Genomic DNA, 19,808 nt, shown 5'->3' with positions numbered 1-19,808 from the left:
CCTCGCAAGAGTATACAAACCTAAACACTTAACAAAAGACTATTATGCGCATTATCTTCTGTCTGATGGTTTTCTTGTTCATAGGAAAAAACACGATGCTGGCACAACAACTGTCCTCATTCGTAGAATATGGAACAACCCTGCATACCGGTGACAACACCCCTCTTTGGCAGGTCAGCAACCAGCAAGGACTCACTTCGCTTGACAACAATACTTACATACGTGGAGGAATATCCTACAGACACCAACTCGGAAAATGGAAGTTTGAAGAAGTTGTGGATTTGGTTGCAGCAGCCGGATTCAGTGCTACCTCTTTCATTGTACAGCAGGCTTACGTAGACATCCGCTACAAGTGGTTCGGATTCTTCGCTGGAAGCCGGGAACAGAATTCTCCATTGCTGAATCAAGAGCTAAGCAGTGGCGGCATGACTTGGTCGGGCAATGCGCGTCCCATCCCACAAGTACAGATAGGCATACCCGAGTATGTACAGTTGCTGCCCCGTTTAGGTCTGAAAGGAGAAATCTCGTACGGATGGTTTACAGACAACAAATACCAACGGGAACAAGTCGGAGAAAAATACTGGTATACCAAGAGCATCAAATACCATCATAAAGAAGGGTTCCTGCGTATCGGTATACCCAAAGGAAAATGGCAACTAGAACTCGGGATGACCCTCGACACCCAATTTGGTGGATATAAAATTGGAGGTTCCGAATCGGGGGACTTGGGAAACGGATGGAAGGATTATATACGCGTATTCTTCCCCGGCCACGGAAGTGAGGACGGACCGGTAGGTGAACATCTGGCTTTCCAAGGCAATTTTCTGGGCAGCGAATATATCAAAATGACTTATAGTCCTAAGGAAGATTTCTCTATCAGCGCCTATCTGGACAATCATTTTGATGACTTCTCCGCCATGGCCAAACTCAACGGTTGGGATGGCTTATGGGGTGTGGAATATAAATCCAACCATAAACAAGCCATCAACGGAATCGTTATCGAATATCTCCAGACTACCAATATGAGCGGTCCTCTGCACGGTTTGCAAAATTCTGTAGTAGGTAAGACCGGAGGAGCCGACAACTACTACAACAACGGTTACTACCCAGGATGGGCACATTGGGGCATGGCGATAGCCAATCCGTTGATAGCATCGCCTATCTATAATAAGGATGGCGATATGAGTTTCAAGTACAATCGTGTTAAGGCCCTGCATCTGGGATGGAGCGGTGACATCAGCAGTGAGTGGAGATATGTAGCAAAATTGTCTCACAACAGAACTTGGGGAACTCCTCATCGTCCAATACCCGATATATTAGAAAATTTTTCTACTTTTGCATCGTTTTACTATACTCCCCGTAAATGGAAGGGCTGGTGCTTCAACGCGTCCCTTGCATTGGATATGGGAGAGATATATGGAGACAATTTTGGAGTCCAACTAAAAGTACATAAAATATTTTAAGAAAATGAACTACATACAAACAGAGATTGACGGCGTATGGCTGATTGAGCCGAAAGTATTCCATGATGCCCGCGGATACTTTATGGAAGCATTTAAGGAAGAAGAGTTCCGTGCACATGTCGGAGACGTTCACTTCATCCAGGACAATGAGTCCAAATCCTCTTTCGGTGTATTACGTGGTCTTCACTACCAGAAGGGCGATTGCAGCCAGGCTAAACTGGTACGTGTCATTAAAGGAAAAGTGCTGGACGTGGCTGTCGACTTAAGAAAATCTTCTCCCACTTTCGGAAAGTATGTCAGTGTGGAGCTAAGCGAGGAGAACAAGAGACAATTCTTCATTCCGCGCGGTTTTGCTCACGGTTTTCTGGTGCTGAGCGATGAAGCTGTCTTTACATACAAGGTAGACAACGCATACGCACCACAGTCCGAGGCATCCATCCGTTTTGACGACGAAACCATCGGTATTGAATGGCCTGTTGCTACGGAACAGCTTCTATTATCAGATAAAGACGGACATGCCGTATCGTTCAAGGATGCGGTCTATTATGAATAAAATATGAAAATAGCCATTGTCGGTACAGGATACGTCGGTTTGGTAACCGGAACCTGCTTTGCGGAAATCGGTGTCAACGTTATTTGCGTAGACACGAACAGTGAAAAGATAGAGTCACTGAAAAAGGGCGTTATTCCTATCTATGAAAACGGACTGGAAGAAATGGTTAGCCGGAATGTGAAAGCAGGACGCCTGCAATTCACCACATCCCTGGAGAGTTGTCTGAATGAGGTGGAAGTGGTATTCAGTGCCGTAGGTACACCACCCGATGAGGATGGAAGTGCCGACTTGAGCTATGTGCTGGAAGTTGCCCGCACCATTGGACGCAATATGCAGAAATACGTGTTGGTGGTAACCAAAAGTACCGTTCCCGTAGGTACTGCCCAAAAAGTGCGGACTGCCATTCAAGAAGAACTTGATAAGAGAGGGGTGAACATTGACTTTGATGTCGCTTCGAATCCCGAGTTTCTGAAAGAAGGTAATGCCATCAACGATTTTATGAGTCCCGACCGTGTAGTGGTGGGAGTAGAGTCCGAACGAGCCAAGAAGATAATGAGCAAGCTCTACAAACCATTCCTGCTGAACAACTTCCGTGTCATCTTTATGGACATCCCTTCTGCAGAAATGACAAAGTATGCGGCTAACTCCATGCTTGCCACCCGCATCAGCTTCATGAACGACATTGCCAATTTATGCGAATTGGTGGGAGCGGATGTAAACATGGTGCGCAGCGGTATCGGTTCGGATACCCGTATCGGACGTAAGTTCCTCTATCCGGGGATAGGCTACGGCGGCTCATGCTTCCCTAAGGATGTAAAGGCACTGATTAAGACAGCTGAACTGAACGGCTACAAGATGCGTGTACTCCATGCAGTAGAGGAGGTGAACGAGAAACAGAAGAGTATCTTATTCGAAAAGTTGCAGAAGCATTTCAATAATGATTTGGAGGGAAAGGTCATCGCCATTTGGGGACTGGCCTTTAAACCCGAAACAGACGACATGCGTGAAGCTCCGGCCCTGATATTGATTGACAAGCTGCTGAAAGCCGGCTGTAAAGTACGTGCCTACGACCCGGCTGCCATGAACGAATGCCGACGCCGCATAGGAGAAAGTATTTATTATGCGACAGATATGTATGATGCCGCACTGGACGCAGATGCACTGATGCTGGTGACCGAATGGAAAGAATTCCGCCTGCCTTCATGGGCAGTCATCAAGAAGACCATGGAGCAGCCGTTGGTATTGGACGGACGTAATATTTACGACAAGAAAGATATGGAAGAACAAGGTTTCACATATCATTGCATCGGAAAATAAAGTCGCAGAAAGAAGAAAAGAAATAAACAGGGACGTTATGACAATAAAAGGAAGTGCGATTCTCATTGTACTTGTTGTCTCATTAGCCTCATGCAGCAACAGACAAACAGGAGAGGTTTCCGTAAAGGAAGATCTCATTGCAAAGCAACTGTTACAAGGCATCTGGGTGAACGATGAAACAGAAATGCCGTTGATGCGCATCGAAGGGGATACGGTATATTATGCCAACCCGCAAAGCGCTCCCGTATCTTTCAAGGTCGTTCACGATACAATCTACATATACAGCAATGAACCGGTGGCCTATAAGATAGACCGTCAAACGGAATACAGCTTCTGGTTCCACTCGCTGGCCGACGAAGTAATTAAACTGCATAAATCAGAGAATGCAGAAGATTCTTTGGTTTTCACCAGCCGGGAAGTAGAGGTCATTTCCACTACTCCAGAAGTGATAAAGAAAGACAGTATCGTAATATACAAGAATACAAGGTATAGGGGATATGTATATATCAACCCCTCAAAGATGAAGGTTTTCAAGACTTCCTATTCTGAAAATGGAATCAGTGTGGACAATGTGTATTATGATAATGTAATCCATATCTGTGTATACGAAGGGAAGAAGATGCTTTACGGCCAGGACATCACCAAAAAGATGTTTGCGGATATATTCCCTGCCGAAATACTGAATCAGGCCATTCTTGCCGATATGAACTTCATGGGTGTGGACAGTAAGGGATACCATTACCAGGCAACCCTTGGCATACCCGAAAGCTCCGTATACAGTCTGGTAAATATGATTATTGGTTTTGACTGTACAATGAGCATAGAAAAAGCGGAATAAATCCGCTTTTTCTATGTCTTTTCTTCACCACACCACAGTGTTTATTTCTTCTCACCGCCATTCTGTGGCCGTTTGGCACTGGGCTTTCCGCCTTTATTGTTGTTACGGCCATTCTTATTTCCTCCTGGCCTACGTCCGTTTCCATGGCCGCCCCGTCTTCCTCCGTCAAATGCTCTCGGCTTGTATTCTGGTGCTTCACCCAGCTCTTCGGGAACCGATATCTTATAGATATCCCTATCTAGGAATTTTTCGATATTCTTAAAGTTACCCTGCTCCTTTTCGGAAACGAAGGTGATGGCTACGCCGTCATTATTAGCACGCGCCGTACGTCCGATGCGGTGCACATAATCTTCACTGTCGTGGGGAACGTCGTAGTTTATCACCAGACGGATGTCATCGATATCAATACCTCTCGCAACGATATCTGTGGCTACCAGGATATTGATACGTCCTGCCTTGAACTCATACATCACTTCTTCGCGCTGTGCCTGCTCCAAGTCGGAATGCATTTCACCGACGTTCAGTTTCATCTGCTTCAAAGCTTTGGTCACTTCCTTCACTTTCAGTTTGGAAGAAGCAAAGATGATAACGCGTTCCGGTGTCTCCTCTGCAAAGAGGCTACGGATGATGCCCAGCTTCTGATTCTCGTAGCAAACGTAGGCTGCCTGCACAATCTTTTCTGCCGGTTTGGAAACAGCCAGCTTCACCTCGGCAGGATTGTTCAGAATGTTACCAGCCAACTGTTGTATCTTAGCAGGCATGGTGGCAGAGAACATGATTGTCTGCCGCTCTTTAGGAAGGAATTTGACAATTTGCATAATATCGTCATAAAATCCCATATCCAGCATCCGGTCTGCTTCATCCAAAATAAAATAAGAGACACGGGAAAGATCTACATAACCAAGGCTAAGATGGGCTATCAAACGCCCCGGGGTAGCAATAACGACATCAGCACCCAGTGTCAACCCTCTTTTCTGCTGCTCGAACAGTATTCCGTCATTACCGCCATACACGGCCACGCTGGAAACCGGCATGAAATAAGAGAAACCTTCCATCTGTTGGTCTATCTGTTGCGCCAACTCGCGGGTAGGAGCCATGACAATGCAATTGATGGCATCGGCAGGGTGTCCGCCTTCTGAGAGCTTGTTCAATATAGGCAACAAATATGCGGCAGTTTTTCCCGTTCCGGTTTGTGCCACTGCTATTAAATCTCGACCTTCGAGTATGACGGGAATTGATTTTTCTTGTATGGGGGTGCACTCTTCAAAGCGCATGGCATCCAGTGCCTCCAGCACATTGCCATTTAAATGTAGTTCTGAAAACTTCATGTATCTCTTTTAAATTTGCGTACAAAGATAGGAAAAAGACTTATAAAATAGACTCTTACAGTAAAAAAATAAGCCCTTGGGACAATAATTATCTCAAGGACTTGCAAATTTGTTTCAAGCATCTGCCTTCAACGGGGAATATCAATGTATGAATCCTTAAATCCCAGAAAGTAAAGTACGCCATCTAAGCCGATGGTGTTGATGGATTGCTTAGCATTGGCAACAACTTTGGGCTTTGCATGAAAAGCGATTCCAAGGCCGGCAATTCCCAGCATGGGCAGGTCGTTGGCACCGTCGCCCACAGCAATAGTCTGCGCAATATCCACTTTTTCCACCTGAGCTATCAAACGCAGCAACTCCGCCTTACGCTTACCGTCAACTACATCACCGAGATAGCGACCGGTCAGTTTGCCATCCTCTATTTCCAGCTCATTGGCATACACATAGTCTATACCGTACTTCTTCTGGAGGTACTGCCCGAAGTAGGTAAACCCTCCCGAAAGAATAGCTATCTTGTAACCGTATTTCTTCAAAACATACATCAGGCGATCCACACCTTCCGTAATGGGAAGATTCTCTGCAATTTCCTGCATCACGGACTCATCCAATCCTTTCAACAAAGCCACTCGTTCGCGAAAGCTCTCAATGAAATCTATCTCACCACGCATGGCACGCTCAGTAATAGCCTTTACCTGGTCGCCCACACCTGCACGTATGGCCAATTCATCAATCACTTCCGTTTCAATCAGAGTAGAGTCCATATCGAAGCAAATGAGGCGACGCATCCGGCGGTACATATTGTCCAACTGGAAAGAGAAATCCATTTCCAGTTCGGTTGCCAGTTTCATCAACTGTTCTTGCATGGCAATGCGGTCTTTCGGAGTGCCCCGAACGGAAAATTCGATGCAGGCGCGTGTACGCGATTCACATTCGTCCAGCGGAATACGTCCTGTAAGGCGCTTGATGGCATCGATATTCATGCCTTGCTCTGCAAGAATACGGGTCACAGCAGATATTTGACGGGCAGACAACTTGCGCCCCAATAAAGTAAGAATATAGCGGTTCTTTCCCTGCATATTCACCCAATCCTCGTACTCTTTGGCAGTAATAGGGTAAAAACGGACAGTCACTCCCAGGGAGGAAGCCTTGAAAAGCAGTTCCTTCATAATGAACCCCGAATGTTGTTCTTCCGTCTTGCATAAAATGCCCAATGAAAGAGTATTATGAATGTCTGCTTGACCAATATCAAGAATAGTAGCATCATATTTGGCCAGAATTTCCGTCACGGAAGCTGTCAGTCCCGGACGGTCTTCACCCGTAATACGTATCAGGATGAGTTCAGTGTTCAATGGTTGCATAAATCATCTTTTTGATAGAATAATAGACTACAAAAGTAAGGAAAATTCCCGCTATTTATGCTAAATAACATAAAAATATGACTCTAAAAAGTGAGAAAAATGCTTGTTTATTTGGAAGTTTGTTTAAGAATTACTTACCTTTGCAGCCGATTTCAGAACTAAAAGCTTTGAATATCAATGGGTTTCTACTCATTTCAAGCTCTGAGAAGACGATGTTCCGGGAAGAAATCACTGTTGAAGGACAGTCCCGGATAGTATTAACCAAAACCGTGCCGCATGAAATATGCAAAATGGATTTTTGTTGTATTACTAATAAGTTCCTTGACTTCTTTTGTAGAAAAAGACAAACCTACCGGAGGTTTGAATGTGGGTGACATGGCCCCGGATTTCAAAATCCAATCCATGTCAGCAGAGCAATCCCAAACCGACCTTTCCGATTTGAAAGGAAAGTATGTGTTGCTCAGCTTTTGGGCAAGTTACGACGCGCAGTCCCGGATGCAGAACGCAAGTTTGAGCAATGCGCTTCGCTCTACTGCCCACAACAATGTGAAGATGGTTTCAGTTTCATTCGATGAGTATCAGTCAATCTTTGAAGAAACCATCCGTAAGGACCAAATAGTTACGCCCACTTGTTTCGTGGAAACTAAAGGCGAATATTCCGGCCTCTTTAAAAAGTATCGCTTGGGCCGCGGATTCACTAACTATTTACTGGATGATAATGGTGTAATTATTGCCAAAAACATCTCTGCTGCAGAACTTTCCGCTTACTTGAATTAAGCTTGCTGATGCCCGGTGCATACAACAGCAACTTAAAGAACCAGTAAGACGAAAGTGAGGGTGTTCTCTGGAAACCGGCGTCTCTTTCCGGCAAAAAAGGGAACAAAACAAAAGAGGAAAATGAATACAACAAAAAGCCCCTCCCACACTTGTAGAACGCAAGAGTGGGAGGGGTTTCTTATTTTAATGGACTTCCGGAGACAAGCATCCTAAACCTCTACTTTAGTACGCCAAACCTCAACTTGAGCAGACTGAAGTAGAGGTTTAGAATGCTTATTTCGGCGCTTTCCTATATAAATAGAATGCAATGAAGGCATACATTATATTCGGTATCCACACAGCTATGACTGGAGGCATGTTACCGTTTACGGCAAATGTGGAAGCAATGGTCTGAAACAGAATATAAGAGAAACTCAATGCCAAGCCGATACCCAAATGCAATCCCATTCCGCCTTTCGTTTTCTTGGAAGACAAAGACACTCCTATCAACGTCAGGATAAAGGAGGCGAACGACATGGCAATGCGTTTGTGATACTCTATCTCAAATTCCTTAATATTGGCAAAGCCGCGTTGCCGCTGCCTGCTGATGTACTCGCTCAATTGAGGGCTGGTCAGCATCTCCTGCTGATTCTTCATAATCAGAAAGTCGGCAGGCTCCATGAACAGAGTGGTATCTATGCGACCTCCTTTTATGATACTCTCCTTCATGCCATCCATCTGACGAATCATATAATCCTTGATTTTCCACTTATGCACGGCCGTCGTGTCGTAGGTAATGGAACGGGCTGTAAGGTGGGAAACCAGTTGCTTGTCATTGAACTTGTCCAAAGAAAAGCGATAACCGGTCTTGCTGTAGTCTTCAAAACGTTCGATATAGGCAATTACCCCCGAATCCACTTCCAGCTGGATGTTCCGTGCCGTATTCGCCTTACGAGGTTTGTAGTACTTGTCCTCAAAATTAATACGTGTCACACTACCTTTGGGGATGACATAAGATCCGAGGCAGAACGTCACTACCGCAATGATTGCCGCAGACACCATGTAAGGACGCAGCATACGCTTGAAACTCATTCCCGTAGAGAACATGGCGATGATTTCCGAGTTCTCTGCCAGTTTGGAAGTAAAGAAGATTACAGCGATAAACACAAACAGCGGACTGAACAGATTGGCAAAGTAGGGGATGAAGTTCAGATAATAATCAAAGACAATCGCATTCCACGGCGCTTCATGAGACATGAAGCGGTCCATCTTCTCGTTGAAGTCGAACACCACTGCAATGGAGATAATCAATGCAATGGCAAAGACATACGTACCTAAGAACTTCTTAATGATGTACCAGTCCAGCCGCTTCAAGAATTTACCTCTCGGCAGCTTTATATTCTTCCATATCCTCCAGTTCATTTTTCTCATAATCTTGTCGATACGCGTTTCACCATCATCGGTTTCCAGGTAGCAAAGTCGCCTGCAATGATATGCTTACGTGCTTCGCCCGCCAGCCACAAGTAGAAAGCCAAGTTGTGGATAGATGCTATCTGCATGGCAAGCAGCTCCTGTGCGTGGAACAGATGGCGCAAGTATGCCTTGCTGTACATGGTATCCACGTAAGAGGCGCCATCCGCTTCAATGGGAGAGAAATCCATTTCCCATTTTTTGTTGCGCATGTTCATGATGCCGTCCTTGGTAAACAGCATGCCATTGCGTCCGTTTCGGGTAGGCATCACGCAATCGAACATATCGACACCGCGTTCAATGCCTTCCAGGATATTTACCGGAGTCCCGACTCCCATCAGATAGCGAGGCTTGTCTTTGGGAAGAATCCCGTTCACCAACTCAATCATCTCGTACATCTTGTCTACAGGCTCGCCCACAGCCAGACCACCAATGGCATTACCGTCAGCACCTTTAGAGGCAACAAACTCTGCTGACTGCTCGCGGAGGTCGCGATAGACGCACCCCTGCACAATGGGAAATAAGGATTGCTGATAACCGTACTTCGGTTCTGTTTCGTTGAAACGCTTGATACAGCGGTCCAGCCAGCGATGTGTCAATCCCAGTGATTTTTTGGCATATTCGTAGTCCGAATTCCCCGGAGGACATTCATCAAAGGCCATCATGATGTCTGCACCGATAGTCCGTTCTATATCCATCACCTTCTCCGGTGTAAAGATATGCTTGCTACCATCGATGTGTGAACGGAATTCCGCACCTTCTTCGCGCAACTTGCGGATACCGGACAACGAAAATACCTGGAAGCCGCCACTATCTGTCAGCATAGGACGGTCAAAGCCGTTGAACTTATGCAGTCCACCGGCTTTTTCTATCACTTCCAGTCCCGGACGCAGATAAAGATGATAGGTATTACCCAATATTATCTGCGCCTTTATGTCCTCTTTCAATTCGGGCAGATGCACGCCTTTCACTGTTCCCACTGTACCTACCGGCATAAAGATAGGTGTCTCAATCTGCCCGTGGTCAGTAGTAATCAGTCCGGCACGTGCATTGGTCTTGCTGTCTGTATATTGTAACTCGAATGTCATTCTTCTTTCTTTTCAGTCTTTTCTTTCTTTACGGACAAGTCGATGGCATCGGCTACTTTTTCATCAGTCAGCGCAATGGCAAACACTTCCTTAATATCTTTCACATAGTGGAAAGTCAGTCCTTTCAGATATATATCCTGTATCTCTTCTATATTCTTGCGGTTCTCGTCGCTCAAGATAATCTCCTTGATACCGGCACGCTTGGCAGCCAGTATCTTCTCCTTGATGCCTCCTACCGGAAGTACCTTACCGCGAAGTGTTATCTCTCCCGTCATGGCAAGATTAGCCTTCACCTTTTTCTGGGTGAGGGCAGAAGCGAGGGAGGTAGCCATCGTGATACCGGCAGACGGACCGTCTTTCGGAATGGCGCCTTCGGGCACATGGACATGGATGTTCCAGTTATCAAAAATCTCTTCGTCAAGATTCAGCAGAGAGGCATGCGCCTTGATGTATTCCAATGCCAGCATGGCCGACTCTTTCATTACATCACCCAAATTGCCGGTCAATGTCAAACGTCCACCCTTACCACGGCTCAGGCTGGTTTCCACGAAAAGTATTTCACCACCTACGGCAGTCCACGCCAGACCGGTCACTACTCCTGCGTACTCATTACCCTGATACTTGTCACGGGTATATTCGGGTGCCCCCAGAAATTCATACAAGTCTCCCGGTTTGATTTCGGTCTTCGCAAAATAACCGTCCGTAGCATATTGGCGTGCAGATTTACGGAGTATCTTTCCGATTTTCTTTTCCAGTTCGCGCACACCGCTCTCACGAGTATAATTCTCTATAATGGCTTCCAGAGTGTTCTTCGGAATCTTGATATCATTCTTTCTCATACCGTTTGCCTCCAATTCCTTCGGAACCAGATGGCGGCGAGCAATTTCAATCTTTTCTTCCGTGATATAGCCGCTTACCTCAATCAGCTCCATACGGTCCAACAACGGTCCGGGGATGGTATTCAGATTATTGGCAGTAGCGATGAACATCACTTTAGACAAATCATAGTCCACATCCAGAAAGTTATCATGGAATGTAGTATTCTGTTCCGGGTCGAGCACTTCGAGGAGGGCAGAGGAGGGGTCTCCTTGGCGGTCGGCACTCACCTTATCTATTTCATCCAGAATAAATACCGGATTGGAGGAACCTGCCTTTATCAGATTCTTGATAATCCGTCCCGGCATGGCACCGATATATGTCTTGCGGTGACCGCGAATCTCGGCTTCATCATGCACGCCACCCAGCGACATACGGATATACTTACGCTTCAAGGCAGCCGCAATGGAACGTCCCAAAGAGGTTTTTCCCACACCCGGAGGGCCATACAGACAGATGATGGGGGATTTCATATCGCCCTTCAGCTTCAATACGGCAAGATGTTCCAAAATACGTTCTTTCACCTTCTCCAAACCATAATGGTCTTTGTTCAATGTCTTTTCCGCATTGGTAAGGTTCAGATTATCCGTAGTGTAAACGCCCCACGGCAAACTAAGCATTGTCTGCAGGTAGTTCAGTTGCACACTGTAGTCGGGAGACTGGGGATGGGTGCGTTCCAACTTATCCACCTCTTTTAGGAACGTAGCCTTCACCTCATCATTCCATTTGATGGTCTCCGCCTTCTTACGCATTTCCTCTATTTCCTGCTCTTGACCGCCGCCACCCAGCTCATCCTGAATGGTTTTAATCTGCTGCTGCAGGAAATACTCACGCTGCTGCTGGTCTATATCCTCGCGTGCACGCATCTGGATAGATTCTTTGATTTCGGCAAGCTGCACTTCACGATTCAGAATTTCGAGCAGGCGGTAAGTACGCGCCCGCAAAGAGTCGATACGGAGCAGTTCTATCTTTTCGTCTTTCTTAAGTGGCAGGTTCGTACAGATAAAGTCTACCAAAAACATTGGATTGGTAATGTTCTTGATGGCAAATGCCGAATCCTGCGGAAACATATCGGATGACTTGATGTAGCGTACTGTCAAGTCTTTACACGCCTCTACCAATGCATGGAACTCCTTGTCATTCTTCTCCGGAAGTTCTTCATTCAGCGTAGCTATCCGTCCCTTCAGATAAGGAGTCGTATCCGTAATCTCCTTCAGTTCCATACGTTTGGAGCCTTGCAGAATGACGGTAGTTGTCTGGTCTGGCATTTCAAGCACACGTACTATCTTGGCAACTGTACCGATGGTATGTAAATCCTCAAGCAGAGGTGTCTCTGTTTCAGCCACCTTTTGGCATACAACAGCTATATAAGAATTTTTCTTTTCTGCTTCACGCACCAATTTGAGGGAAGATTTCCTTCCTACAGATACCGGCATAAACACCCCAGGGAACAATACCATATTTCGAAGAGGCAATATCGGTAAAACCTCTTCTACCTCAATGTCCATCAATTGTTCCTCATTCCCCTCAAAATCAGCAATTACAGAGAAAGCGTTTCCGCTTCTATCTTCGACATCACTCAGGTAATTTCTTTTCTTCATTTCTTTCTTTTTAGTTTATGTCATATTGGCAGGCCAATAAAGCGCTTGCAAAGTTAAGCTATTTCTTCATAAATAGACATTCTCATCCTTTAAAAAGACAAAAACAGTGCCAATTTTATGACAAATATGCAGGTTTTGATTATTTTTGAGCCCAATTAAAGAAGATAAACATGCCGAAATCATCTTTTAAGTTTAAACAATTTACCATATTTCATGATAAATGCGCCATGAAGGTCGGCACAGATGGTGTACTACTTGGGGCATGGGCCCCGGCAGACAAAGCGAAGCGTATACTGGACGTTGGAACCGGTACCGGATTAATAGCCTTACAGTTAGCACAAAGGAATCCGCATGCCCGGATTACTGCAATCGAAATAGATGCAGCTGCAGCCGGACAAGCCACAGAAAATGTATCTCACTCTCCATGGGCCGGTAGAGTAGAGGTCATATGTCATGATTTCCGAGATTATCAGCCGGAAAACAGATTTGACCTCATCATTTCCAATCCTCCCTATTTTATAGATGCGTTGAAATGTCCTGACGAACAAAGGTGCACAGCACGGCATGCGGGCAATTTGAATTACGATTTACTATTTCGTCGTTCGGCATCTTTGCTTGAAGAGCAAGGAGTCGTAAGCATCATTATTCCAGCGGAAGCTGAAAAAACGGTTGTGGATACAGCTTGGAACCATAAGTTGTTTCCATTGCATCGTGTGCAAGTCTTCACCAAACCCGGAAAACCGTGCAGACGGGTATTGCTGAACTTTGGTTTTGAAGCAAAAGAGTGTAGAGAAGAGAAACTCTGTATTGAGATGAATCACAATGAGTTTACCCCTGAATATGTAGCTTTAACGAAAGATTTCTATCTGAAAATGTAATTTTAATTGCATAAAACTTGCCTAAATATTTGGTTGGTATCAGAATTGTTTTTACCTTTGCACTCGCTTTTCAGAAGTAAAGCATTCGGGGTGTAGCGCAGTCCGGTTAGCGCACCTGCTTTGGGAGCAGGGGGTCGTGGGTTCGAATCCCGCTACCCCGACTTAAATGAATAAGTTGTTGATTTTCAACAACTTATTTTTGTATATGGAAGCGTCCAACAAAAATAACTGTCTATTTAACTGTCTATTGAGTTAGTAAATCATCACCCTTAATTCAAAAAAACAGCAAAAATGGCAAGAAAGAAATCTGTATTTATCCTGCCCAAGCTAAAGGATTGTGGCGGAGATCTAACAAAAAAATGGTATGTGGAATATTCCTTGAGGGATCCACAAACCGGGGAGATGAAGCGGTTTCGGCATTATGAGGGCTTTGCGGAACTGGCAACGGAAAGTGCCAGGCGTGCCCATGCCGAGAAAGTGATATCTACAATCAAAAACAAGCTCAACAGTGGGGAGGATCCGTTCGCTGAAAACCATGTTACCTATCAAGACGAGCTTATGTATCAGGCCATGGTCAACAGATGGGGCAATAACAGCAAGGGTGCCGTCAGCATCAGAGTGCACATTTCAGAATTCCTCCAACTGAAAAAAGCCGAACTTGCGCATTCCTCCTATCAGACTTACTGCTCCAAACTGAGGATCTTCTGTGAATGGGTGGAAGCGGGGTCCTTGGCAAACAAGAACGTGCGTGTAATATCAGAAGAACATATACACAATTTTTTTTATCACATAGTCGGAACTGGACATGTCAGTCGTAGGACAGTATTGAAATACAAGCAGTTATTGCATACTTTTTTCGATTACTTACTACACAAAAAGCTTGTTGTAGCTAATCCGGTCACCAATATACCTAATCTTGGCGAGAAAAGAGACGAAGCGGCAAGCCCAATTCCAGACAAGATCCGAAATATATTGATTGGCTATATGAGAGAGCACGACCCGCAACTCCTGCTATTATGTCAGCTTGAATACTATTGTGCAATCCGCCCGAAAGAATGCTTGTATCTGCAGATACGTGACATCAATCTGGAGACAGCATCCATTACCATCCGTCAGGATATCAGTAAGAACGGACTGACAGAAACAGTCAATATGCCAAGGCAGCTTTATGAAGTTCTTGATGACCTGCTGAAGATAGGCAACTATCCGGAAGACTGGTATCTTTTCTCTCGAGACGGCCAGCCAGGAAAACACAGACTTGGGAAAAATACTTTCAGATATAGATTTGACAGAATCAGGGATAAACTGGGATTAAGCAAAAGATACAAACTTTACAGCTTCAAACATACCGGTGGAGTAAAACTGGTCAATGCAGGAGTTAATACATGGGAAATACAAAAGCACTTCAGGCATAAATCAATTACTACTACAGAGAGATACTTGCAAAAAAGATTCGGGGTAAAAAGCTCCCTGATACAAGAGGATTTTCCCGATATGTAGATAATAAATAATGTAGGAGGCTAATATTGGTCTCCTACGCTCCTACAGTCCTACATATTATCTTCCATATGCTCCTTCAACCTATATAACCGGTCAATAGCCGGGTTATAGAATGCATCCGGATAATGCTGCTTAATATCGCAGATATTCGCATTAACATACATGGAGGTATCAAAAATATGTTCTGCCTCACTTAACATAACCTCCTTGGGTAACTGTGCGTTCTCAGCCCATTTCATTAAGGCATTCACGCTTTCTTCGTCATAATTGTATGCCATATTTTTTTGTTGCAAAGATAAATCATAGCAGAGAGAAGCCAAAGAAAAAAGGTCGCTTATTGGACTGCTTTACCTATCAAAACCTTACGATGTAAGAATGATGGATGCCTATTACCTAATCCCACCAAGAAAACAACTTGTAAGTTCTGATTTTATTATATAGATACCACGCCTTATATCTTCTCAATTCCTCTTTATGAATAATTTCAATATCATAATCATCTGTCGGGAAATTAAATAGGCAGAACCTTGATGCATTTTTAGTGTTAATGTATAGATTCCTACAAGCTATTATATGCGGACTTTCTACCATTTCATACATACCGTCATCTCTACGCATAGTCTTCATTCCTGAAAATTCCAACTGCAAATTATCTTTTTCGAGCACAATATCCAATAGGCCAATGCAAAGTTGCAAGTCTCTTGCCACTATAGGCATTTTATCCGAACGCGTACACTTTTTAAAGTATTCATACATTTCTATTATTTTCTTGCGCTCTATTTCCAATAAAAACGTATAATCCCAATCAAAATCCTTTTCTAAAAGCCTGCACCACGAATTAATCTTTGCACGTTTATAGTTGGACTCAGACCTATTTCTTCTCTGTTTCATATCTAATACTATTATTATTTGTTCTTACTTTCAGATAATCATATCTGAGCTTATATCAACTTAGATATAAAAGAAAGTAGGCACTGGAATACTTTTAACGAATCATTTCTTGTATAAAAAGCCCCGACGGAAGCCGGGGCCACTTATCAAATGAATGATAAGTAAAACTACTACAGCAACAAAGGTATGTTTTTTCTACCACATAAACAAATTATAACTCACCCCACCACCGACATAAAAACCACCCGGATAGCCATATCCTACCTGCAACCCTAATCCCCAACGCTTCTTCTTCGACTTGATGGGAACCGGATGATAGACGTCATTCGTCACTGTCTGATACACAGTTCTTGGGAATATCTGTAAACTATCCAGCCGAGGGTCTACATATCCGCTCACCACAGCCCGATACGAGCTGTCTGAATACACTACTTGTCGGCGATGAAGCAGCGTATCACCTATCCGTGTCGTATCATCCGGCACGAAACGCCAGAATACTGCCATCGGTGCAGAGATAAGCATCGTATCTACCTTGACAACCGTCTTTATCTTCGTCTCTACACGAACTTCAGCCGGAGGCTGCTCATGCGGACGGAACCAAACCACTATACAAGCAATTGCCAGCAGTACAATTAATATCCACGGTAACTTTTTCATTCCTCGAATCTCAAATCATTAATCCGATTCATCCAACCTCTCTTAAATTTATTGTTCGCCGGACGTTTTTTGCATATATCCTCGATGAAATCGAACCGTGCAATCTTGATCTGGTCGAACAACTCACGCGGGTTCCTGGCATTCACCGCAGCAAGTGTCTTAGGACCTACTATTCCATCCACAGTAACACCAAGCAAACGTTGAGGAATCTTTATTCCGTGTGCACCGGATGCCCACACCCAATCGACAAGGATATTAGCAACTGATTGCGATTTAATATCGTCAGCTTTCCATCTGTCCCAATAATGCGGCTTGAGCACCCGTTTAACGACATCCTCACGGGTAAGCAGATGCAGGTCATCTACGTCTATATCACCGTCGCCGTCCTTGTCATAGCCGCATGACTTCCACGTACCGATAGTCACACCCATATTTGTAGCACCTCCAAGGTCTGCCGGGTCATTCACGAAACCGCCTTCCCATTTTAGGATAAACGGTGCAAGTTGATTCACATTCGCCATTTCAATTTTCCTCCTTATTCAATTAATACCCATTTTGCGGTTCTCTATCACCGCACTTCTTTCTCTCACACCGTTTCAGTGCCAGTTCCAGTTTCAAGTCAGAATTAGTTTCCTTCAGTGTAAACAGCTCATCCTGTGCCTTACGGAGCCGGTCAGTCTGCTCCACAAACCGCTGTTCCTTCTCCGAAAGCTGCTTCTGCAGGAACTCGTTGTACTCCCGTAATGCCTTGAACTCCTCTACATCAGCATGTGCGTCCTCAATACGCGCATTGGTTTTGCGCGACATCCACCACTTAATAAGCTGCTTGATGCCCTCGATGCCACCGAGTGCGGTCACCAGCATAACCCAATCATTCATACCCATTTTATTACTTTATTTATAACCATCAAATTGTCAGACAACCACAAAAGTAAGTAAGCCTATGTCAAACATGCTGCCAATTCGGGATTTTCCACTGACACAGAATGTCAATGCAAAGATAGATATGGATGTAGCCTTCAAAAAGGACATTATTTTTTTGACATTCTCCGCAAATGGTCATCCAATGTTTTAGGATTGCATTTAAGCTTACGACAGATGGCTGCCTTTGAATAACCATATTCGAGCATAGTTCTAATGAGAGGTTCCTTTCCTGTAAGCTTGTAATGCGAATTCTTTCCACCAGATGGCCGGCCTAATTTCAGGCCTTCAGCCACACGACGAGCAAGCCCTGCTTTGGTTCGACGAGATATGTCTTCCCGCTCTTTTTGGGCGAATAGAACCTTGAAGAATGTATCCTGAACAGAATCTGAGTCATCCTTTACCAACTTATCATCCCGTATTTCAATAATACTGGCATTGGCCATGAGGCAATGAGATATAATAGCTATAACCATATATGCACAGCGTCCAAGTCTCGAGAGTTCCGTAACATATATGGTATCGCCCTGGTCTATCGTATTCAGTATCTTGCCTAATTTCCGCACATTGGGATGCCTGGCACCGCTCACACTCTCTTCAATCCATCTATCAATAACAAGCCCCTTACGCTTGCAATATTGCATAATCTCATACCGCTGATTTTCAACGGTCTGTTTTTCGCTGCTAACCCTTATGTAACCGTAATTCATAGCTGTTTTTTGCGAGAAAGTAATAAAATATCTACGAAAAAATAAAATATGAGATAATAGGTTTTCATAATCCGGAAGATTTGCCCCTTAAATGTATTAAGTATGGCAGAGAAACAAGATATTAAAATGAATCAGTTCCAAGTGGTAACGGATGCACCTTATATATATGTAGAACTGGCAGATGGTAGTCAAGGGAAAATAAAGAAAAGTGATTTGGTGGAGGTTATTAGAGTAGCTATGCCAGTAGCTACACAAGCCTCTAAAGGGCTTATGTCAAATAAAGGATTTTTTCAAGGAAATACAATCGAAGATATTGCTGATTACAATAATTCTATTGGTGCTGGTACTTATTCCCATACAGTTGATTTAGGGAATGGTAATCCTACTGGCATTTTATTTGTTATTCATGGATATAGGTATTCCTCTCATGTGGATATTCCAGCTGGAAATGGAAAATTAGCAATTAAAACCATTCGTCCCACAGGAGAACTTCTACACGATTGGAGGACAATAGATTTTACCAAAGATTAACCCTAATTTGTTTCATGCTATTTCTTGCTCTATCTTCTGCCCCTTAAATGTGAGAATATTATGGCAGATGATATTAGAGAGAATGCAATGGCTGGTGGAACACCAGCACGGCTGCGTGGATTGGCGGCGAATGGTAACAGTATTAGTCCGACGTTGGAAGAGGTAGCAAGCGCAATGCCAGTAGCAACTATGGAAGAGAAAGGGATGGCAAGCGCTGGACAAGGAATAGTCGAATATAGTATTGTAGGGGAAGGCAGTGTAGATATTCCTCTTCCTTATTATGGAATATTTCTATTTGTCAGCGAGGAACTTGATGGCTCCAGTCTCCTATTCCATTTAGCTTATTATAAAAAAGATTTTAAAGCCGTTATTGATTCGTCCAACATCGTAGGGAATTTATTTAATATAGAGCAAATAAAAGACGGCAGTAAAACCATAAGAGTTACAAATTTAAGAAGTAGTGTTCAAAGATTTTCCATAAATAGATTATAGCCAACCAGCATTATGTTTCTCTGCCGTGTTCTTTGCCCATTAAATGTGAGAATATGGCAGAACAAGACATTAAAATGAATCAGTTCCAAGTGGTGACGGATGCTGATTATGTATATGTAGAGATAGGAAATAACCAGGGGAAAATAAAGAAGAGCGATTTAATAGAGTTGCTAAGTTCGTCATTCAGAGTCTTAACGATTGGTGATGATGAAGCCACAAATGGGAGTCTATGGATTGCTGGGAAATATTCAAGAGGTATCATGTCAGCACTTGGGACTAGATATAGTACTGGGAATGTTTGTATTTTAAAAGGGATAAGAAATATTAAAGGGGACAAATGGGTTTCAACGACCAACATTATTCTTAAAAGGTTTGTATATGAATTTAGCGAAAATGGGGTTAATATTGGTTATTCATCAGACATATCTGTTCCAGTAGGAGAAGAGGTTCAACTGACATGGAAGAAAATATCTTTTACTGAATAGTTCATTGCTTTTTTACTCTGTACTTTTTGCCATACTCTTTGCCCCTTAAATGTAAGAGATATGGCAGGACAAGATATTAAAGAGAATGCAATGGC

21 protein-coding genes and 1 tRNA gene are annotated in these 19,808 nt (G+C 43.9%); 11 read left to right on the top strand and 11 right to left on the bottom strand.

Translation table 11 applies throughout. From position 1 onward, the window contains the following. The first annotated feature begins 44 nt into the window (after positions 1-44). The 4 genes from DWY57_RS19855 to DWY57_RS19840 are packed head-to-tail and all read left to right on the top strand — an operon-like array spanning position 45 to position 4,171. Positions 45-1,463: a capsule assembly Wzi family protein gene (locus DWY57_RS19855; protein WP_119962314.1), complete on the top strand. Its 1,419-nt coding sequence runs from the start codon at positions 45-47 to the stop codon at positions 1,461-1,463. Between the two features lie 4 nt (positions 1,464-1,467). Further along, a complete protein-coding gene (rfbC, locus tag DWY57_RS19850; RefSeq protein ID WP_117964589.1) occupies positions 1,468-2,016 on the top strand; it encodes a dTDP-4-dehydrorhamnose 3,5-epimerase in 549 nt (182 codons plus the stop codon). Positions 2,017-2,019: 3 nt separating this feature from the next. Next, the gene (locus DWY57_RS19845; RefSeq protein ID WP_117964588.1) at positions 2,020-3,333 is read left to right on the top strand and encodes a UDP-glucose/GDP-mannose dehydrogenase family protein; all 1,314 of its coding nucleotides are present in this window, start codon (positions 2,020-2,022) and stop codon (positions 3,331-3,333) included. Between the two features lie 37 nt (positions 3,334-3,370). Further along, entirely contained in the window at positions 3,371-4,171 is an 801-nt protein-coding gene (locus DWY57_RS19840) for a DUF4738 domain-containing protein (protein WP_117964587.1), read from the top strand. A 41-nt stretch (positions 4,172-4,212) separates the two neighbouring features. Here DWY57_RS19840 and DWY57_RS19835 read toward each other — a convergent pair whose 3' ends face one another. Beyond that, on the bottom strand, positions 4,213-5,499 hold the full coding sequence (locus DWY57_RS19835) for a DEAD/DEAH box helicase (RefSeq protein ID WP_117964586.1): 1,287 nt from the start codon (positions 5,497-5,499) through the stop codon (positions 4,213-4,215). Positions 5,500-5,627: 128 nt separating this feature from the next. Further along, positions 5,628-6,857 (bottom strand): phosphoserine phosphatase SerB, encoded by a 1,230-nt coding sequence (serB, locus tag DWY57_RS19830; RefSeq protein ID WP_117599649.1) that lies wholly within the window; start codon positions 6,855-6,857, stop codon positions 5,628-5,630. Positions 6,858-7,133: 276 nt separating this feature from the next. Between serB and DWY57_RS19820 the strand changes: the two genes are divergently transcribed. After that, entirely contained in the window at positions 7,134-7,634 is a 501-nt protein-coding gene (locus DWY57_RS19820; protein WP_117599651.1) for a thioredoxin-like domain-containing protein, read from the top strand. A 273-nt stretch (positions 7,635-7,907) separates the two neighbouring features. Here the strand turns inward: DWY57_RS19820 and DWY57_RS19815 are convergent, their stop codons facing one another. Genes DWY57_RS19815 through lon form a run of 3 tightly spaced genes read right to left on the bottom strand, consistent with a single transcriptional unit; the run spans position 7,908 to position 12,648 of the window. Beyond that, positions 7,908-9,044 carry an LptF/LptG family permease gene (locus DWY57_RS19815; RefSeq protein ID WP_119962313.1) on the bottom strand — a complete coding sequence of 379 codons (1,137 nt, stop codon included), beginning with the start codon at positions 9,042-9,044 and terminating at the stop codon, positions 7,908-7,910. Beyond that, positions 9,041-10,171, bottom strand: a complete 1,131-nt coding sequence (gene tgt, locus DWY57_RS19810; RefSeq protein ID WP_117599653.1) for a tRNA guanosine(34) transglycosylase Tgt — start codon at positions 10,169-10,171, stop codon at positions 9,041-9,043. Before tgt ends, DWY57_RS19815 begins: the two co-directional genes overlap by 4 nt. Further along, a complete protein-coding gene (gene lon, locus DWY57_RS19805; RefSeq protein ID WP_117599654.1) occupies positions 10,168-12,648 on the bottom strand; it encodes an endopeptidase La in 2,481 nt (826 codons plus the stop codon). The genes tgt and lon overlap by 4 nt, the downstream gene beginning before the upstream one ends. Before the next feature lie 170 nt (positions 12,649-12,818). Between lon and DWY57_RS19800 the strand changes: the two genes are divergently transcribed. The 3 genes from DWY57_RS19800 to DWY57_RS19790 all read left to right on the top strand — a co-directional run bounded on the left by DWY57_RS19800 (position 12,819) and on the right by DWY57_RS19790 (position 15,026). Then, positions 12,819-13,526 carry a methyltransferase gene (locus DWY57_RS19800; protein ID WP_117964583.1) on the top strand — a complete coding sequence of 236 codons (708 nt, stop codon included), beginning with the start codon at positions 12,819-12,821 and terminating at the stop codon, positions 13,524-13,526. An 86-nt stretch (positions 13,527-13,612) separates the two neighbouring features. Then, positions 13,613-13,687: transfer RNA gene (locus DWY57_RS19795), tRNA-Pro, on the top strand. A 130-nt stretch (positions 13,688-13,817) separates the two neighbouring features. Further along, positions 13,818-15,026 carry a site-specific integrase gene (locus DWY57_RS19790; protein ID WP_119962312.1) on the top strand — a complete coding sequence of 403 codons (1,209 nt, stop codon included), beginning with the start codon at positions 13,818-13,820 and terminating at the stop codon, positions 15,024-15,026. 50 nt (positions 15,027-15,076) lie between these two features. On the opposite strand, the gene DWY57_RS19785 is transcribed toward DWY57_RS19790, so the two are convergent. The 6 genes from DWY57_RS19785 to DWY57_RS19760 all read right to left on the bottom strand — a co-directional run bounded on the left by DWY57_RS19785 (position 15,077) and on the right by DWY57_RS19760 (position 18,205). Beyond that, positions 15,077-15,304, bottom strand: coding sequence for a hypothetical protein (locus DWY57_RS19785; protein WP_119962311.1), 228 nt, complete (start codon positions 15,302-15,304; stop codon positions 15,077-15,079). Between the two features lie 115 nt (positions 15,305-15,419). Beyond that, positions 15,420-15,917, bottom strand: coding sequence for a hypothetical protein (locus tag DWY57_RS19780; RefSeq protein WP_061411836.1), 498 nt, complete (start codon positions 15,915-15,917; stop codon positions 15,420-15,422). A 195-nt stretch (positions 15,918-16,112) separates the two neighbouring features. Further along, positions 16,113-16,574 carry a DUF6808 domain-containing protein gene (locus DWY57_RS19775; RefSeq protein ID WP_119962310.1) on the bottom strand — a complete coding sequence of 154 codons (462 nt, stop codon included), beginning with the start codon at positions 16,572-16,574 and terminating at the stop codon, positions 16,113-16,115. Further along, positions 16,571-17,095 carry a glycosyl hydrolase 108 family protein gene (locus DWY57_RS19770; protein WP_119962309.1) on the bottom strand — a complete coding sequence of 175 codons (525 nt, stop codon included), beginning with the start codon at positions 17,093-17,095 and terminating at the stop codon, positions 16,571-16,573. Before DWY57_RS19770 ends, DWY57_RS19775 begins: the two co-directional genes overlap by 4 nt. Positions 17,096-17,117: 22 nt before the next feature. Further along, positions 17,118-17,459: a hypothetical protein gene (locus DWY57_RS19765; protein WP_119958097.1), complete on the bottom strand. Its 342-nt coding sequence runs from the start codon at positions 17,457-17,459 to the stop codon at positions 17,118-17,120. 146 nt (positions 17,460-17,605) lie between these two features. Beyond that, positions 17,606-18,205 carry a recombinase family protein gene (locus DWY57_RS19760; RefSeq protein ID WP_119962308.1) on the bottom strand — a complete coding sequence of 200 codons (600 nt, stop codon included), beginning with the start codon at positions 18,203-18,205 and terminating at the stop codon, positions 17,606-17,608. 102 nt (positions 18,206-18,307) lie between these two features. Here DWY57_RS19760 and DWY57_RS19755 point away from each other — a divergent pair, with 102 nt between their 5' ends. Genes DWY57_RS19755 through DWY57_RS19745 form a run of 3 tightly spaced genes read left to right on the top strand, consistent with a single transcriptional unit; the run spans position 18,308 to position 19,713 of the window. After that, entirely contained in the window at positions 18,308-18,736 is a 429-nt protein-coding gene (locus tag DWY57_RS19755; RefSeq protein ID WP_119962307.1) for a hypothetical protein, read from the top strand. Between the two features lie 60 nt (positions 18,737-18,796). Continuing rightward, positions 18,797-19,228, top strand: coding sequence for a hypothetical protein (locus tag DWY57_RS19750; protein WP_119962306.1), 432 nt, complete (start codon positions 18,797-18,799; stop codon positions 19,226-19,228). Between the two features lie 53 nt (positions 19,229-19,281). Continuing rightward, positions 19,282-19,713 (top strand): hypothetical protein, encoded by a 432-nt coding sequence (locus DWY57_RS19745; RefSeq protein WP_119962305.1) that lies wholly within the window; start codon positions 19,282-19,284, stop codon positions 19,711-19,713. The last annotated feature ends 95 nt before the right edge of the window (positions 19,714-19,808 follow it).

Source organism: Bacteroides sp. AF25-5LB (genome assembly GCF_003602965.1).
Classification (GTDB): Bacteria; Bacteroidota; Bacteroidia; order Bacteroidales; family Bacteroidaceae; genus Bacteroides; species Bacteroides uniformis.
This window is presented reverse-complemented; position numbering and strand designations above follow the sequence as displayed.

Excerpts from the sequence above, each read along its gene's own strand:
- DWY57_RS19855 (WP_119962314.1), top strand. The coding sequence starts at position 45 with ATGCGCATTATCTTCTGTCTGATGGTTTTCTTGTTCATAGGAAAAAAC.
- rfbC (WP_117964589.1), top strand. The coding sequence starts at position 1,468 with ATGAACTACATACAAACAGAGATTGACGGCGTATGGCTGATTGAGCCG.
- DWY57_RS19845 (WP_117964588.1), top strand. The coding sequence starts at position 2,020 with ATGAAAATAGCCATTGTCGGTACAGGATACGTCGGTTTGGTAACCGGA.
- DWY57_RS19840 (WP_117964587.1), top strand. The coding sequence starts at position 3,371 with ATGACAATAAAAGGAAGTGCGATTCTCATTGTACTTGTTGTCTCATTA.
- DWY57_RS19835 (WP_117964586.1), bottom strand. The coding sequence starts at position 5,499 with ATGAAGTTTTCAGAACTACATTTAAATGGCAATGTGCTGGAGGCACTG.
- serB (WP_117599649.1), bottom strand. The coding sequence starts at position 6,857 with ATGCAACCATTGAACACTGAACTCATCCTGATACGTATTACGGGTGAA.
- DWY57_RS19820 (WP_117599651.1), top strand. The coding sequence starts at position 7,134 with ATGAAATATGCAAAATGGATTTTTGTTGTATTACTAATAAGTTCCTTG.
- DWY57_RS19815 (WP_119962313.1), bottom strand. The coding sequence starts at position 9,044 with ATGAGAAAAATGAACTGGAGGATATGGAAGAATATAAAGCTGCCGAGA.
- tgt (WP_117599653.1), bottom strand. The coding sequence starts at position 10,171 with ATGACATTCGAGTTACAATATACAGACAGCAAGACCAATGCACGTGCC.
- lon (WP_117599654.1), bottom strand. The coding sequence starts at position 12,648 with ATGAAGAAAAGAAATTACCTGAGTGATGTCGAAGATAGAAGCGGAAAC.
- DWY57_RS19800 (WP_117964583.1), top strand. The coding sequence starts at position 12,819 with ATGCCGAAATCATCTTTTAAGTTTAAACAATTTACCATATTTCATGAT.
- DWY57_RS19790 (WP_119962312.1), top strand. The coding sequence starts at position 13,818 with ATGGCAAGAAAGAAATCTGTATTTATCCTGCCCAAGCTAAAGGATTGT.
- DWY57_RS19785 (WP_119962311.1), bottom strand. The coding sequence starts at position 15,304 with ATGGCATACAATTATGACGAAGAAAGCGTGAATGCCTTAATGAAATGG.
- DWY57_RS19780 (WP_061411836.1), bottom strand. The coding sequence starts at position 15,917 with ATGAAACAGAGAAGAAATAGGTCTGAGTCCAACTATAAACGTGCAAAG.
- DWY57_RS19775 (WP_119962310.1), bottom strand. The coding sequence starts at position 16,574 with ATGAAAAAGTTACCGTGGATATTAATTGTACTGCTGGCAATTGCTTGT.
- DWY57_RS19770 (WP_119962309.1), bottom strand. The coding sequence starts at position 17,095 with ATGGCGAATGTGAATCAACTTGCACCGTTTATCCTAAAATGGGAAGGC.
- DWY57_RS19765 (WP_119958097.1), bottom strand. The coding sequence starts at position 17,459 with ATGGGTATGAATGATTGGGTTATGCTGGTGACCGCACTCGGTGGCATC.
- DWY57_RS19760 (WP_119962308.1), bottom strand. The coding sequence starts at position 18,205 with ATGAATTACGGTTACATAAGGGTTAGCAGCGAAAAACAGACCGTTGAA.
- DWY57_RS19755 (WP_119962307.1), top strand. The coding sequence starts at position 18,308 with ATGGCAGAGAAACAAGATATTAAAATGAATCAGTTCCAAGTGGTAACG.
- DWY57_RS19750 (WP_119962306.1), top strand. The coding sequence starts at position 18,797 with ATGGCAGATGATATTAGAGAGAATGCAATGGCTGGTGGAACACCAGCA.
- DWY57_RS19745 (WP_119962305.1), top strand. The coding sequence starts at position 19,282 with ATGGCAGAACAAGACATTAAAATGAATCAGTTCCAAGTGGTGACGGAT.